The following is a 15,545-nucleotide window of genomic DNA, read 5'->3' as shown; positions in this document are numbered from 1 at the left end:
CCCCCCCCCCCCGCCAGTCTTCCCGTCCCCCACCTGGCCTGAGCGCACCTGGCTGCCAAGCCTTGATGCCCCTGCCTTAGAAGCATTTGCGCCAAACCCGACCAAAGAACAGCGCGTTTTCTACTGAGCGCTACACTCCTTTGAGGCTGCCCACTCACCATTCGGCCATCGCCAGGAGGCTTAATGAATGATGAACTGCAACACTTGAAGAACCTTGGCAAGACATCCGCACAATGGCTGCATGCAGTGGGCATCCATAGTGCTTCGGACTTGCGTCGCCTGGGCGCGGTAGACGCATATCGGGCGGTGCGCACTCGCGGCTTTCGCGCCTCTAAAGTCCTGCTATACGCCATCGAAGGAGCCTTGATGGACATGCACTGGAACGACCTTCCTGCCGAACGCAAAGAGGCGTTGAACAAACAGCTGGACGCCATTTCCTCTCGCCACAAAAACTGACTGGCAGAACCTATGTACCTGATGGGAGAGCAGCCGGCCTACGCCGATGCCTTGATCAATCGTCTGCAAAGTATCCCGACGCAACTGCTGGCGGGGCTTTCACCCAGCGGCTCTGCCCTGGAACTTGAAGCTGTAGCGGACCTGTCCAGCGTACTGCCCGGTCACCAACTGTTCCTGCTGGACAGCGGCGTGATCCAGGCCAGTGTTGAAGAGCGGCCACTGTTTTACCTGCATGAAGGCGATCTGGTGGGATTGCGCCGGGGTATCGAGCACCCGCAGTGGCACTTGAGCTGCGATACACCGCTGATATTGACTCCCTATTTGCGGACCGACGTGTTCCGGCATATCTACGCCGACGAGCTGCGCTCGGAACTGTTGCTGCAATACCTGATTGGCCAGACCGCCCTGCTCTCTGATGCGGTCGCTCGCTTGAAACCACCGGATTTACGCAGCAGTAACGGCTTCAAACGGGTAGATACCGGTGAAGTGCTGATTGCCCAGGGGGATGAAGCAGATCATGTGTTCGTGATTCTCGAGGGACACGCCCAGGCCTTTGTCGATGGCCACAAGGTTGGCGATGTACCCAAGGACGAAATTTTTGGCGCCATGGCGGTCTTCACCGGAGAGAAACGCAGCGCCAGTGTGATCGCCAGCGAGCCGAGCACGATCATGCTGATTCCCAAGGAGCAGTTTCTAAGCCTGACCCAGAGCAATCCGCGCATCGCCCACAGCCTGATCGAGAGCATGGCGCGGCGCATCGACCTGTTGAACAAGGAAGTGACCCGTCTCATTGCCTTGAGCAGCCCGAGCCAAGGGTGAACGAGCAGAGGATCCAAACAAGCGTTTGGCGAAATATGCGAAAACTGAAAAAGCCTTGTTGACATCGAAATGAGAATCGTTATGATTACCACAACTGGTCGCGAGATCAGTCGATAACCTGGAAGACCAGTGGTTCGGACTCTCAGATTATCTCCTCATCAGGCTAATCACGGTTATTTGACCCGGCTCTTGCCGGGTCTTTTTTTGCCTGTGAAAAAGTTAAGCCACTCAAGGTTTCAATTGCGCACAGTAATCCTGGAGTGGCTGGGGTGGTGTGTACCAGACGTAATCGGCCGATGCCGGAGATACCTCACTACCCTGCTCTGCCAGAATCAGCACCACAACGCCCTGGTCCTGATCCAGATCAGCCATGTGCAAGGGCACCCCAAGGTCCCGACGCCCATGGAACGAGCCGGCAAACAGTAAGGCTGGAGTCGGTGCCGCCAGCAATCGTTCGGCCATGCGCCGATCCCGCTGTTGCTGTACCGCCAGCATGGACGGCACCTGACTTTCGGGCAGTAGACCGCAGTGGGAGTCGCGAATTTGTGCGGACAAGACCTGGGTCACCGGGCGGGCATTGCTCCGCGCCCCAGGCAAAACAGACGCTTGTGCATAAATTTTGCGCACTTCTTGAAGATCCAGATTGGCTGCCAACAATGGATAGGGCTGCTTCAGCGCATAACCCACGAGCGGACCGTAGAGACTCCAATCCCAACCCGGTTGCCAGGCCAGCACACCAGGTAGGCCGTCAGGCAAGCGCCGCCCATCCAGGGACAGCTTGACCCCATCGACTTTGGACTGCTGATCCGGATTGAGCATTTCCAGCAACAGACTGCCCTGTTGCCGCTGCGCCGCCATAGAGCGCAAGAGCCAGAGCTGCAATGCGTGATGATCGGCATTGTCATGCTGCTCGCCGACTATCAGCCTGGGCGCCTGTGCCAGGCGTTCAACCAGCTCGCCAGGGCTCAGCGCCTCACCATTGTGCAGATCAATAATGCTGCCAGCCCCCTGCGCCACCGGCGGCGGTAACGTTCCCGGCATGCTGTGGCAGGCCGCCAGCAACAGGGCCAGCAGTAGCGAGAGTGCACGCATCAGGTCTCTCCGTGTGTCAGGTCAACGGGCAATGATCAACGGATGCCCGCGCTCAGGGTGCAACTGCACCAGAACCTCCAGGCCGAACACCGCTTGCAACGGCTCGGGGCGCAGTACCTCGGCCGGCGTACCCAATGAATGCGGGCGTCCGCCTTCAAGCAGCAACAGCCGATCACAGTAGCGCGCCGCCAGATTCAGGTCATGAAGGATAATCAGCACCGCTGCGCCGCGATCGGCAAACTCCCGGATGGCCTGCAAGGTGACGTGCTGGTGCATCGGATCGAGGGCGGACGTGGGCTCATCCAGCAACAGGTTGTGTCCACTCTGCCCCGGCCACAATTGCGCCAGGACCCGCGCCAGATGCACCCGCTGTCGCTCTCCCCCCGACAACGCCAGGTAGCTGCGCCCCCACAGATGCGCCACATCGGCCGCCTCCAGCGCAGCGCCAACTATCTGCGCATCACGCACGCGACCGGTCTGATGGGGCAAGCGCCCAAGCCCCACCACTTCCTCGACCCGAAAAGCGAAGTCCAGACTCGACGCCTGAGGCAACACCGCCAGCCGTTGCGCCCGCAATGTACCCTGCCACTGCGCCAACTCTTGCCCATCCAGTGACACTCGGCCCTGGTGCGTCGCCAACTCTCCACTCATGGCTCCGAGCAGGCTGCTTTTGCCGGCACCATTGGGACCTAACACTCCCAATACCTGGCCCGGCAACAACTGCAGGTCCACACCAGCCAGGACATCTTTGCCGCCACGGCGGACATGCAGATTCTCGACTCGCAGCATCAGGCGCGCCCTCGCAACAACAGGTACAGAAAGAACGGCGCGCCGATAAAGGCGGTGACGATGCCGATGGGCAATTCGGCTGGTGCCAGCGCCAGACGCGCCACCAGATCGGCCAACAGCAACAAGCTGGCACCCGCCAGGATCGATGCCGGGAGCAGGGTGCGATGATCCGGGCCCGACAGCAGGCGCACCAGATGGGGCACCACCAGCCCGACAAAACCTATCATCCCCGCTGCAGCCACGGCAGCTCCCACGCCCAGGGCGGTACAGAACACCAGTTCGCGCTTGAGCCCTTCGACATCGATCCCCAGGTGCTTGGCCTCGGACTCGCCCAGCAGCAGAGCATTCAATGCCTTGGCCCGACGAGGCAGCCACAGAGCCACCGCCGCCGTTACCAGCAACAGCGGCCACAGCCGCTGGTAGCTGGCACCGTTCAGGCTACCCAGGTTCCAGAAGGTCAAGGTTCGCAAGGTGGCGTCATCCGCCAGGTAGGTGAACAAGCCCACGGCCGAGCCAGCCAGGGCCGTCAAGGCTATCCCCGCCAATAACATGGTCGCCACGTGGGTCTGGCCATTGCGCCGGCCAAGTCGATAGACCAGCGCCGTCACTCCCAGCCCCCCCAGAAAGGCACAAAGAGAGAGCAGGTAGGGGCCAATGGCTTCAGGTACTCCACCGAAAATCGAGCCGCCGACAATGGCGATCGCCGCGCCCAACGCCGCCCCACTGGACACCCCCACCAGCCCCGGGTCCGCCAGGGGATTGCGAAACAACCCCTGCATGGCCACGCCGGACAGGGCCAGCACTCCCCCCACAGCAAGGCCAAGCAAGGTCCGCGGCAGGCGGATCTGCCCGAGGATCAGCTCCGCCTGCTCCAGCCCCTGCCCATTGATCGGCATTCCAAGCAGGCGCAGGGCGGCGCGCAAGGTATCGAACAGGGGCAGGCTGACCGGCCCCAGGGCCAGTGACAACCAGATGGCCAGGAGGCACAGGGCTCCCAGCCCGAGAAACAACGCTCTAGGTTTGACCAGACGACTCATTGGGCCGACTTGGCCTGGGGATAGAAAGCTGCCGACAGGCGCTTCAAGCTATCCGGCAGCCGTGGCCCCAGCCCCCCCACCAGCAAGGTCGGGTCCAGTTCGACCACGCGCCCCGCCTTGCCCGCCGCGGTAGATGCCAGAATCGGGTTTTCCTTGAACAGAGCAGCACGGGCCGCATCGCCACTCAGACTGCGATCGGAGAACACCAGGACTTGCGGACTCAAGCCAGCCAGGGATTCCACCGAAAACGGCTTGTAACCGGTATGGGTCGCCAGGTTGTGCCCACCGGCCTGCTGCAGGAGCCAGTCCGCCGCAGTGTCCTTGCCGGCAATCAGCGGCTTGCCGCCAGCATGCCCGAGCAGCAGCAATACTCCCGGCGCCGCCTGGGTCTTCTGTACCTCACTGACCCAGGCTTGCTGCTCTTCGAGCTGTTTTTGATAGCCCTGAAACAGCTCACCGGCTTGCGCCTCGCGGCCCAGTAGCTGTCCCAGATGCTGCAAAGTGTGCTGCAAGGTAGGAAGATCGGCCTGGGCAGAAAACAGCTCGACCTTGACCCCGGCGCTACGAATCTGTGACAGCACCGGCGGCGGCCCCATCTCTTCTGTGCCCACCAGGATCTGCGGCCGCAGGCTCAGGATGCCTTCCGCCGATAGCTGCCGTTGATAGCCAATGCTGGGCAGCGCCTTGAGTGATACCGGGTGCTGACTGGTGGTATCGACCCCCACCAGCCTCGACTCAGCGCCCAGAACCGTTACCCACTCGGACAAGGCCCCACCAGCACTGACCCAACGCTGCGGCAACTCATCCGCGGTGGCCCACTGGCTCACCAGCAATCCGGCACAGAACGCAATGGCGCTGGCACTCAGGCGCATAAGTACATTTCCTTTATAGATGTGAGGCCCGCAAAGCAGCTGTCCATGTGACATGCCAGGCAGAGCAGGCATCGAAATGAGCAAGCGCCCCGTGTCGGGCGAGACGGCCATTTGATAATTGTTTTCATTTGGCAGTCAAGCGTCGACATGTTTCATCCTGCAGCCACGGAAAAACTGTGACAGCCTTAGCGCAGAGCCTTCGGACCAAGAGGATAGACATGAAATTTCTTTGCGCCGCAAGCGACATTCCCGAGGCCGGTAGCCGGGGTTTTCAACTGGAGGGCTTGAAGCTCTTTGCCGTGCGCCGCGAGGGGCAGGCTTACGTGTATGCCAATCATTGCCCACACCGTGGAGTGCCCTTGGAATGGCAACCGGATCAGTTCCTCGATCCCAGCGCCAGCCTGATCCAGTGCGCCCCCCATGGCGCACTGTTTCTGATTGAGAGCGGCGAATGCGTGGCAGGGCCATGCGCCGGGCAGTTCCTGAGGGCTATCGCCTGTGGGGAGGACAGCCAGGGCATCTGGGTCGATCTTTAACCTTACAGCAGCACCTCAAGACGCCGGTCGATACAGACTTCCTGTGCAGTCAGGCGAACGCCGTAAGCCAGCACTTCGACGCCGGCCGCCACCGCTTCCCGCAGGGCTGCGGCATACCCCGGATCGATCTCCTCTGCCGGGCGCACTGCTTCTATACCCGCAAGATTGACGCAATACAGCTGAACCGCACGTACCCCCTCGCGAGCCAGGCTTGCCAGTTCACGCAAGTGCTTGGCGCCGCGCTGGGTCACCGCATCGGGGAACGCCGCCACTGTGCAGCCATCGAAACCCAAAGTGACACTCTTGACCTCGACATAGGCCGGACCGTCCGGGTAATCCAGGCGAAAATCGATGCGACTGTTCTCCTGCCCATAAGGCACCTCGCGCTTGAGCCCGGTGAAGCCGTTCAACTCATTGATCAGCCCCGCCCTTAAGGCCTCTTCAACCAGGCCGTTGGCCCGCCCGGTATTGACACAGGCCAGTCGCCCTTGAGGGGTTTCACTGATTTCCCAGGTGCCCGACAGTTTGCGCTTGGGGTCGTTGGAGCGGCTAAACCACACCTGCCCGCCTTCGACCATGCAATTGAACATCGAGCCGGTATTGGGGCAGTGAATCGTCATCTGTTCGCCCGCAGCGGTTTCGATGTCTGCCAGGAAACGCTTGTAGCGACGCAGCAGGCGTCCTTCTTCCAGGGGAGGATCGAAACGCATCAGCCTTGCCAGCTCTGCAGGCCACGGGAGATACGCTCCACCGCTTCCTGAAGGCGCTCCAGGCTCTGGGTGTAGGCAAAACGCACATGGTGTCCCGCCTGGTGACGACCAAAGTCCAGGCCGGGGGTGAAGGCCAGGTGCTCGGTCTCCAGGAAGTGCCGACAGAAAGCAAAGGCATCACCACCAAAAGCGCTGATATCAGCGTATAGGTAGAACGCCCCTTCCGGCTCCACGGCGATACCGAAGCCCAACTCGCGCAGGGCGGGGAGCAGGAAATCCCGGCGACGCCCGAATTCGGCACGACGCTCCTCCAGCAGGCTGATGGTGTGCGGCTCGAAACAGGCCAGAGCGGCGTACTGGGCCATGCTCGGCGCACTGATGTAGAGATTCTGCGCCAGTTTCTCCAGTTCACCCACAGCCTGGGGCGGCGCCACCAGCCACCCCAGGCGCCAGCCAGTCATGCCGAAATACTTGGAAAAACTATTCAGGACAAAAGCGCTGTCATCCACTTCCAGCACACTGGCGGCATCCGTGCCATAGGTCAGGCCGTGGTAGATCTCATCCACCACCAAATGCCCATTACGAGCCTTGATAGCAGCGGACAGGCCCGCCAGTTCATCACGACTGAGCACAGTCCCGGTAGGGTTCGCCGGAGAAGCGACCAGGGCGCCGACGCTGTCCTGATCCCAGTAACGCTCCACCAAGTCAGGAGTCAGTTGATAGCGCACATCCGGGCCTACCGGCACCAACTGCGCCGCACCTTCCACCAGACGCAGGAAATGCCGGTTGCACGGATAGCCCGGGTCAGCCAGCAACCAGTGCTTGCCCGGGTCTACCAGCAGGCTGGCGGTCAGCAGCAACGCGCCAGAGCCTCCGGGAGTGATCATGATCCGCTCGGGGTCGATATCCAGGCCATAACGCTGCTGGTAGAAACCGGAGATTGCCCCACGCAGCTCCGGGATACCTCGCGCCGCGGTGTAGCGGGTCTTGCCGGCACTCAACGCCGCCTGACCGGCCTTGATGATCGGCTCGGCGGTGGTGAAGTCCGGCTCGCCGATCTCCAGGTGAATCACATCATGTCCGGCGGCCTGCAACTCATTGGCCCGGGCCAGCAGGGCCATGACATGGAAAGGTTCGATAGCGCGACTGCGCGCACTGTAGGGCAGAGCCATTAGCCTTCCTTCATTCGAGGGGGGAGCAAAAGTCCGATTCTACCCATCCAGTGAAGTCCGAGAGAACCCAACGACATCCGTGCGGTCTGTTGCCTTGCGCCAACTGGTGCAAACAGAAACCGCAGATTTGACTAAAATCAATGATTGAACAGACCGATCTGCAAGCCATGTCATCCTTTTCCCGTATCTACGGACTTCGGCAGGACATAGGCTCGACAACCGGGAGTAGCGCGCTCTGGTTTGATCTGGTAAGTTCGCCCGCTTGCAGCCGCAGGGCCGGCAAGTGTCGGAGATGGAGCAATCCTGCGCAATGGATTACAAGAGTAGAGGCGGTCCATTCATGCCCACCCAAGCAAAGCAACAGATTCAATCGATCAGCGGTTTTGAACCTTATGTTGAAACTGCGGGCGAAGAGTACATGGGCAAGCCCATGCGTGAGCACTTCACCAAGATCCTGAACAAGTGGAAACAGGACTTGATGCAGGAAGTCGACCGCACTGTTGATCACATGAAAGACGAAGCGGCCAACTTCCCTGATCCGGCCGACCGTGCCAGCCAGGAAGAAGAGTTCAGTCTTGAACTGCGTGCCCGTGATCGTGAGCGCAAGTTGATCAAGAAGATCGACAAGACCCTGCAACTGATCGAAGACGAAGAATACGGCTGGTGTGAATCCTGTGGTGTCGAGATCGGCATCCGCCGCCTGGAGGCCCGCCCAACCGCCGATATGTGCGTTGATTGCAAGACCCTGGCGGAAATCAAGGAAAAACAGGTCGGCAAATAATCGCCGGCTGGAACCTGAAACGGAGCGTACCCACGCTCCGTTTTCGTTTCTGCCTTCCCTGCAAGAGCAAGCCCGCTCGCCAAAGCGATCCCCCGGCACCATCGTCACCCCGGGGCCAGACGAAGTAACATCCGCTCCATGACTGCCTCCACCTCTTCCTCGTACATCGGGCGCTTCGCCCCCACTCCCAGCGGCTATCTGCATTTCGGCTCTCTGGTTGCCGCGCTTGCCTCCTATCTTGATGCCCGCGCCGTCGGCGGCCGCTGGCTGCTGCGCATGGAGGACCTTGACCCGCCCAGGGAAGAGCCCGGTGCCCAGGCGGCCATTCTCAAGGCTCTGGAAAGCTACGGCTTCGAATGGGACGGGCAGATGATCCGCCAGAGCGATCGCCACGACGCCTATGGCGAAGTCCTCAATCGCCTGTTCCAGCAGGGCCTGGCCTATGCCTGCACCTGTTCGCGCAAGCAGCTGGAGCCCTACCATGGCATTTACCCGGGACTGTGCCGCAACCTCGGCCACGCCCAGGACGACGCCGCGATCCGCCTGCGGGTACCCGAACTGGAGTATCGCTTCGTCGACCGGGTCCAGGGCGAATACCGCCAGCACCTGGGTCGGGAAGTGGGGGACTTCGTGATCCGCCGCCGCGACGGTCTCTACGCTTACCAACTGGCCGTGGTGCTCGACGATGCCTGGCAAGGCATCACTGATATCGTGCGCGGCGCCGACCTGCTGGATTCCACACCGCGCCAGCTGTACCTGCAGGAACTGCTGGGCCTTTCCCAGCCCCGCTACTTGCATGTACCGCTGATCACCCAGCCGGACGGGCACAAACTGGGCAAGTCCTACCGCTCGCCCCCGCTGACCGAGGATCAGGCCCCGCCCCTGCTGCTGCGCGCCCTGCGGGCACTGGGCCAGAAGCCACCGGCCGACCTCGATGGCGCCAGCGTCGCGCAGATAATGGCCTGGGGCATCGCCCACTGGGATGCCGAACTGATTCCACACACACTGAGCGTGCCGGAATCCCAATTGAGCTGACACCACTTGCAGCTTGGCGCCCATCCGTTACCATCGCCGCACGTTTTCGGGCACGCACACAATAAAGAGAGGCCGAGATGTACATCTATCGCTTGGTCCTGCTCCTGGTAGTGGGGATCTATCTGTTCTCCCCCGCCATCATGGATTGGTGGATCGATGCTACTGGCGCCTGGTATCGCCCGTATCTGCTCTGGCTGATTCTGATCGTCGTGACCTTCATCCTGCAGAGCCAAAAAGATGCCGATGAGCTTTAGCCTGACCCAGATGATCCTGATCAGCGCCGCCTACCTGGCGGTGCTGTTCGGCGTTGCCTGGATCAGTGAGCGCGGGATGATCCCCCGTTCGATCATTCGCCACCCGCTGACCTACACCCTGTCACTCGGGGTCTATGCCAGTGCCTGGGCGTTCTACGGCACGGTCGGCCTGGCCTACCAGTATGGCTATGGCTTTCTGTCCAGTTACCTGGGGGTTTCCGGGGCCTTCCTGCTGGCGCCGGTACTGCTCTACCCGATCCTGAAAATCACCCGCACCTACCAGCTGTCATCCCTGGCCGACCTGTTCGCCTTCCGTTTTCGCAGTACCTGGGCCGGTGCGCTGACCACGATATTCATGCTGATCGGCGTGCTGCCATTGCTGGCGCTGCAGATCCAGGCCGTGGCCGACTCCATTGGCATTCTCACCCACGAGCCGGTGCAACATCGGGTGGCGCTGAGCTTTTGCGCGCTGATCACCTTGTTCACGATCTTCTTCGGCTCGCGGCATATCGCCACCCGGGAAAAACATGAAGGCCTGGTGTTCGCCATCGCCTTCGAATCGGTGATCAAGCTGATCGCCATTGGCGGTGTCGGCCTGTACGCGCTGTACGGGGTATTCGACGGCCCGCAGCAACTGGAACTCTGGCTGCTGCAGAATCAGACTGCCCTTGCTGCACTGCATACGCCCCTGCAGGAAGGCCCTTGGCGGACTCTGCTGCTGGTGTTCTTCGCTTCGGCGATCGTCATGCCGCACATGTACCACATGACCTTTACCGAGAACCTCAACCCCCGCGCCCTGGTCAGCGCCAGTTGGGGGCTGCCGCTGTTCCTGCTGCTGATGAGCCTGGCAGTGCCGCTGATTCTCTGGGCCGGCCTCAAGCTCGGCGCTACCACCAACCCGGAATACTTCACCCTGGGCATCGGCATCGCCGCCAACAGCCCGGCCCTGGCTCTGCTGGCCTATGTCGGCGGGCTGTCGGCCGCCAGCGGCCTGATCATCGTCACCACCCTGGCGCTCTCGGGGATGGCCCTGAACCACCTGGTGCTACCGCTCTACCAGCCGCCGGCGGAAGGCAACATCTACCGCTGGCTGAAGTGGACCCGCCGCGCCCTGATCGTCGCCATTATCATGGCCGGCTACGCCTTCTACCTGCTGTTGGGCGCCGAGCAGGACCTGGCCAACCTGGGGATCGTGGCCTTCGTCGCCACCCTGCAATTTCTTCCGGGCGTGCTGTCGGTACTGTACTGGCCGACTGCCAACCGTCGGGGCTTCATCGCCGGCCTGCTGGCGGGGATCCTGGTGTGGCTGGTGACCATGCTGCTGCCGTTGATCGGCAACCTGCAGGGTTTCTACATCCCGCTGCTGAACATGATCTATGTCCTCGACGACACCAGCTGGCACATGGCAGCCATCGCCTCGCTGGCAGCCAACGTTCTGATGTTCACCCTGATTTCGCTGTTCACCAACGCCAGCACCGAGGAAGCCAGTGCCGCCGAAGCCTGCGCGGTGGACAACGTGCGCCGCCCTCAGCGCCGGGAACTGCATGCCGCCTCACCTCAGGAGTTCGCCACCCAACTGGCCAAGCCGCTGGGCGCCAAGGCTGCGCAAAAGGAGGTGGAACAAGCCTTGCGCGACCTGTATCTGCCTTTCGACGAACGCCGCCCCTATGCCTTGCGGCGTCTGCGTGACCGTATCGAGGCCAACCTGTCCGGCCTGATGGGACCGAGTGTCGCCCAGGACATGGTGGAAACCTTCCTGCCATACAAGGCCGGCGGAGAAAACTACGTCACCGAAGACATCCATTTCATCGAAAGCCGCCTCGAGGACTACCACTCACGCCTGACCGGCCTGGCCGCCGAGCTCGATGCCCTGCGCCGTTACCACCGACAAACCCTGCAGGAACTGCCCATGGGCGTCTGCTCCCTGGCCAAGGATCAGGAGATCCTCATGTGGAACAAGGCCATGGAGGAGTTGACCGGTATTCCCGCCCAGCATGTGGTGGGGTCACGCCTGAGTACCATCACCAATCCATGGAAAGACCTGCTGCAGGGTTTTATCAACCTGCCGGATGAGCACTTGCACAAGCAGCATCTGGCCCTCGACGGCCAGACTCGCTGGCTGAACCTGCACAAGGCGGCCATCGACGAGCCGTTGGCACCGGGTAACAGCGGCCTGGTGTTGCTGGTGGAAGACCTGACCGAAACCCAGACCCTGGAAGACAAGCTGGTGCACTCCGAACGTCTGGCCAGTATCGGACGCCTCGCTGCCGGGGTGGCTCACGAGATCGGCAATCCGATCACCGGCATCGCCTGCCTGGCGCAGAACCTGCGGGAAGAGCGCGAGGAAGACGGTGAGCTGACGGAGATCAGTGAGCAGATCCTCGAACAGACCAAGCGCATTTCGCGCATCGTCCAATCACTGATGAGCTTTGCCCACGCCGGTAGCCATCAGCACAACGACGAAGCCGTATGCCTGGCTGAAGTTGCCCAGGATGCCATTGGTCTCCTGGCCTTGAACCGGCGCAATTTCGAAGTGCAGTTCTTCAATCTGTGCGATCCCGACCACTGGGTCGATGGTGATCCGCAGCGGCTGGCCCAAGTGCTGATCAACCTCCTGTCCAACGCCCGCGACGCTTCTCCCCCCGGCAGCGCTGTACGCGTCAAGAGCGAGGCTTTCGAGCACACGGTCGATCTGATCGTGGAAGACGAAGGCAGTGGTATTCCCAAAAGCATCATGGATCGATTGTTCGAACCGTTTTTCACCACCAAGGACCCTGGGGAAGGCACCGGACTGGGCCTTGCGCTGGTCTATTCCATCGTTGAAGAGCATTATGGACAAATCACCATCGACAGCCCGGCCGATCCACAAAGCCAACGCGGCACCCGTATTCGGGTGACTTTGCCGCGTCATGTCGAAGCGACGTCCGCTGTGAACTGAGACCGTCGAGAGAATTGAATCAATGCCGCATATTCTGATCGTCGAAGACGAAACCATTATCCGCTCCGCCCTTCGCCGCCTGCTGGAACGCAACCAGTACCAGGTCAGCGAAGCCGGCTCGGTGCAGGAAGCCCAGGAACGCTTCAGCATCCCCACATTCGACCTGATTGTCAGTGACCTGCGCCTGCCAGGCGCCCCGGGCACCGAACTGATCAAGCTCGGCCAGGGCACTCCGGTGCTGATAATGACCAGCTACGCCAGCCTGCGTTCGGCTGTGGACTCGATGAAAATGGGTGCGGTGGACTACATCGCCAAACCTTTCGACCACGATGAAATGCTCCAGGCTGTGGCGCGGATTCTCCGCGACCGACAAAGCGCCGAGAACACACCGGCAGATCGTCCTGCAACCAGGACGGGGACGGGGACGGGGACGGTTGCGGACAAGGCCGGCGCCAGCAACAACGGCGAAATCGGCATCATCGGCTCCTGTCCGCCCATGCAGGATATGTACAGCAAGATCCGCAAGGTGGCGCCAACAGACTCGAATGTCCTGATCCAGGGTGAGTCCGGTACCGGTAAGGAACTGGTGGCCCGGGCCCTGCACAATCTGTCCAAGCGCGCCAAGGCACCCATGATTTCGGTGAACTGCGCGGCCATTCCGGAAACCCTGATCGAGTCCGAATTGTTCGGCCATGAGAAAGGCGCGTTCACCGGCGCCAGCGCCGGGCGTGCCGGTCTGGTGGAAGCGGCGGACGGCGGAACACTGTTCCTCGACGAAATCGGTGAACTGCCACTGGAGGCCCAGGCGCGCCTGCTGAGGGTTCTGCAGGAAGGCGAGATCCGTCGCGTGGGGTCTGTACAGTCGCAAAAAGTCGATGTCCGCCTGATTGCAGCGACTCACCGTGACTTGAAGAGCCTCTCCAAGATCGGCCAGTTCCGTGAGGACCTGTATTACCGCCTGCACGTGATCGCCCTGAAATTGCCCGCCTTGCGCGAGCGCGGCGCCGACGTCATTGAAATCGCCAATGCCTTCCTCGCCCGCCAGAGTGCACGCATCGGTCGTTCGGACCTGAAGTTCGCCGCCGACGCCGAACAGGCTATTCGCCATTATTCCTGGCCAGGAAACGTGCGCGAGCTGGAGAACGCGGTAGAACGCGCGGTAATCCTGTGCGAAAGCCCGGAAATCTCCGCCGACCTGCTGGGGATCGATATCGAGCTGAGCGATCTCGAAGACGATGACTTCGTCGGCCTGGCACCGCAACAGGGCAACACCAGCCACGAACCCACCGAGGACCTGTCTCTGGAAGACTATTTCCAGCACTTCGTCCTCGAACATCAGGACCACATGACCGAGACCGAGTTGGCACGCAAACTGGGTGTCAGCCGCAAATGCCTTTGGGAGCGCCGCCAGCGCCTGGGCATCCCGCGGCGCAAAAGCGGGGTAGCCAGCGAAAGCTGAACCCGTGCTGACCAGAGTGTGGGTAACGCTCGACTTTGTGAAAAAAACTGTTACCTGTGTAATTGGACGTAACAAAAGCCGGGGCTAAAGGTAACGAAGCCCCGGTTTTTTTTGGCCTGAAAAACACCGCCTGACACGCCTAACCCCTTGTTTTACTGGGGATCACAAAAGTTGGCACGGCACCTGCTATATGTTTGGTACAAGAACAATAACAAGCAATGCACAAGACAATAAAAATAAGACGAATCGACTCACGCATAATAAAAACAACACGGCGGAGGCGCAGCTAACTGATTCTTTTGGAGAGGCGTTGTATTTGGGGCTTGCCCCACAACCAGGCCGAGAACAACAAAAACTGCCCTAAGGCAGAGCCTGAACTGGTTGGATCGAAAGGTCATTGCAACTCAGCGATCAAAGCAATCCGTTTGCTCTTGGCTCCCGATTGGGAGGGTCACTCTGGATAATCCAGGTGACAAGGGCGTTTAACAAAAACAAGAAGCCCGAAACCAATAATAAAAATAGAGCACGCAACTATTCTGGGGGAGCTTCGGCTCCCCTTGTGGTTTCCAGAATTCGCTTTTTCCCCAAGAAAACCTACGCCAGCCCCGCTAGATCGCACCTTTGCGCAGGCCTGCACAAGTCGCGGCAGCTTCCTACACCATCCTTCGACTAAATGCTAGAATCCCCGCCCATCATGCGGTCATTCTTCGTTTTGGCCGAACATTCCTTCAAACAGTGCATCCCATGCTGAAGAAGCTGTTCCAGTCATTCCGTTCTCCCTTGCGTCGTACGCAACATAAACGCAGCACCCCTGAAGTGCTCAATAGCAGCCAGCATTCGCTGCAACGTGCCCAGTTCAGCCGGTATGCGGTGAATATCGTCGAGCGCCTGCAGAACGCCGGCTACCAGGCTTACCTGGTGGGCGGCTGCGTGCGCGACATGCTGCTCAACATCACCCCCAAGGATTTCGACGTCGCCACCAGTGCCACACCGGAGCAGGTCAAGGCCGAGTTTCGTAACGCACGGATCATTGGCCGGCGTTTCAAACTGGTGCATATCCACTTCGGTCGCGAAATCATCGAGGTTGCGACTTTCCGCGCTAATCACCCGCAGAACGACGACGAGGAAGACAGCAATCAATCCTCCCGTAACGAAAGCGGGCGAATCCTGCGGGATAACGTCTATGGCACCCTGGAGGAAGACGCGCAACGCCGCGACTTCACCATCAACGCCCTGTACTACGATCCGGTCAGCGAACGCATCCTCGATTACGCCAATGGCGTACACGACATTCGCAACAATCTGATCCGCCTCATCGGCGACCCTCGGCAGCGCTATCAGGAAGACCCGGTGCGGATGCTGCGCGCCGTGCGATTCGCGGCGAAACTCAACTTCGGTATCGAAAAACACACCGCAACGCCGATCCGCGAACTGGCTCCCATGCTGCGAGAGATTCCTTCCGCACGCCTGTTCGAAGAAGTGCTCAAGCTGTTCCTCTCAGGCTACGCAGCCGACACCTTCGAAATGCTGGTGGACCTGCAACTCTTCGATCCGTTGTTCCCGGCCAGCGCCGAAGCCCTGGAATACAACCCGAC

At 60.6% G+C, this 15,545-nt stretch carries 15 protein-coding genes; 9 read left to right on the top strand and 6 right to left on the bottom strand.

What is annotated here, in order from left to right:
• The first annotated feature begins 183 nt into the window (after positions 1-183).
• Entirely contained in the window at positions 184-456 is a 273-nt protein-coding gene (locus tag BLX41_RS11985; protein ID WP_011063495.1) for a TfoX/Sxy family protein, read from the top strand.
• Positions 457-468: 12 nt separating this feature from the next.
• Positions 469-1,275 carry a Crp/Fnr family transcriptional regulator gene (locus tag BLX41_RS11980; RefSeq protein ID WP_123725045.1) on the top strand — a complete coding sequence of 269 codons (807 nt, stop codon included), beginning with the start codon at positions 469-471 and terminating at the stop codon, positions 1,273-1,275.
• Between the two features lie 228 nt (positions 1,276-1,503).
• On the opposite strand, the gene BLX41_RS11975 is transcribed toward BLX41_RS11980, so the two are convergent.
• Genes BLX41_RS11975 through BLX41_RS11960 form a run of 4 tightly spaced genes read right to left on the bottom strand, consistent with a single transcriptional unit; the run spans position 1,504 to position 5,065 of the window.
• The gene (locus BLX41_RS11975) at positions 1,504-2,367 is read right to left on the bottom strand and encodes a ChaN family lipoprotein (RefSeq protein ID WP_123725044.1); all 864 of its coding nucleotides are present in this window, start codon (positions 2,365-2,367) and stop codon (positions 1,504-1,506) included.
• 21 nt (positions 2,368-2,388) lie between these two features.
• A complete protein-coding gene (locus tag BLX41_RS11970) occupies positions 2,389-3,156 on the bottom strand; it encodes a heme ABC transporter ATP-binding protein (protein WP_123725043.1) in 768 nt (255 codons plus the stop codon).
• Positions 3,156-4,193 (bottom strand): FecCD family ABC transporter permease, encoded by a 1,038-nt coding sequence (locus BLX41_RS11965; protein WP_123725042.1) that lies wholly within the window; start codon positions 4,191-4,193, stop codon positions 3,156-3,158. The genes BLX41_RS11970 and BLX41_RS11965 overlap by 1 nt, the downstream gene beginning before the upstream one ends.
• Positions 4,190-5,065, bottom strand: coding sequence for a heme/hemin ABC transporter substrate-binding protein (locus tag BLX41_RS11960; RefSeq protein ID WP_123725041.1), 876 nt, complete (start codon positions 5,063-5,065; stop codon positions 4,190-4,192). The genes BLX41_RS11965 and BLX41_RS11960 overlap by 4 nt, the downstream gene beginning before the upstream one ends.
• A 218-nt stretch (positions 5,066-5,283) precedes the next feature.
• Between BLX41_RS11960 and BLX41_RS11955 the strand changes: the two genes are divergently transcribed.
• Positions 5,284-5,601: a Rieske (2Fe-2S) protein gene (locus tag BLX41_RS11955; RefSeq protein ID WP_123725040.1), complete on the top strand. Its 318-nt coding sequence runs from the start codon at positions 5,284-5,286 to the stop codon at positions 5,599-5,601.
• A 2-nt stretch (positions 5,602-5,603) separates the two neighbouring features.
• On the opposite strand, the gene sfsA is transcribed toward BLX41_RS11955, so the two are convergent.
• Both sfsA and BLX41_RS11945 read right to left on the bottom strand, forming a co-directional pair.
• Positions 5,604-6,311: a DNA/RNA nuclease SfsA gene (sfsA, locus tag BLX41_RS11950; RefSeq protein ID WP_123725039.1), complete on the bottom strand. Its 708-nt coding sequence runs from the start codon at positions 6,309-6,311 to the stop codon at positions 5,604-5,606.
• Positions 6,311-7,483 carry a pyridoxal phosphate-dependent aminotransferase gene (locus tag BLX41_RS11945; RefSeq protein WP_123725038.1) on the bottom strand — a complete coding sequence of 391 codons (1,173 nt, stop codon included), beginning with the start codon at positions 7,481-7,483 and terminating at the stop codon, positions 6,311-6,313. Before BLX41_RS11945 ends, sfsA begins: the two co-directional genes overlap by 1 nt.
• A 340-nt stretch (positions 7,484-7,823) precedes the next feature.
• Here BLX41_RS11945 and dksA point away from each other — a divergent pair, with 340 nt between their 5' ends.
• The 6 genes from dksA to pcnB all read left to right on the top strand — a co-directional run.
• Entirely contained in the window at positions 7,824-8,264 is a 441-nt protein-coding gene (dksA, locus tag BLX41_RS11940; RefSeq protein WP_011063504.1) for an RNA polymerase-binding protein DksA, read from the top strand.
• Between the two features lie 138 nt (positions 8,265-8,402).
• Positions 8,403-9,299: a tRNA glutamyl-Q(34) synthetase GluQRS gene (gene gluQRS / locus BLX41_RS11935; RefSeq protein WP_123725037.1), complete on the top strand. Its 897-nt coding sequence runs from the start codon at positions 8,403-8,405 to the stop codon at positions 9,297-9,299.
• Positions 9,300-9,376: 77 nt separating this feature from the next.
• On the top strand, positions 9,377-9,553 hold the full coding sequence (locus BLX41_RS11930) for a hypothetical protein (protein WP_003176118.1): 177 nt from the start codon (positions 9,377-9,379) through the stop codon (positions 9,551-9,553).
• On the top strand, positions 9,537-12,491 hold the full coding sequence (locus BLX41_RS11925) for a sensor histidine kinase (RefSeq protein WP_185073511.1): 2,955 nt from the start codon (positions 9,537-9,539) through the stop codon (positions 12,489-12,491). Before BLX41_RS11930 ends, BLX41_RS11925 begins: the two co-directional genes overlap by 17 nt.
• 22 nt (positions 12,492-12,513) lie before the next feature.
• Positions 12,514-13,950 (top strand): sigma-54-dependent transcriptional regulator, encoded by a 1,437-nt coding sequence (locus tag BLX41_RS11920; RefSeq protein WP_123725035.1) that lies wholly within the window; start codon positions 12,514-12,516, stop codon positions 13,948-13,950.
• Between the two features lie 744 nt (positions 13,951-14,694).
• Positions 14,695-15,545, top strand: an 851-nt coding sequence (pcnB, locus tag BLX41_RS11915) for a polynucleotide adenylyltransferase PcnB (RefSeq protein ID WP_123725052.1), incomplete at its 3' end; no start/stop codon positions are given.

It is taken from the genome of Pseudomonas protegens (genome assembly GCF_003732485.1).
In the GTDB taxonomy this organism is placed as follows: Bacteria; Pseudomonadota; Gammaproteobacteria; order Pseudomonadales; family Pseudomonadaceae; genus Aquipseudomonas; species Aquipseudomonas protegens_B.
The sequence above is the reverse complement of the archived record's forward strand: the minus strand, read 5'-3'. Positions and strand labels throughout refer to the sequence as shown.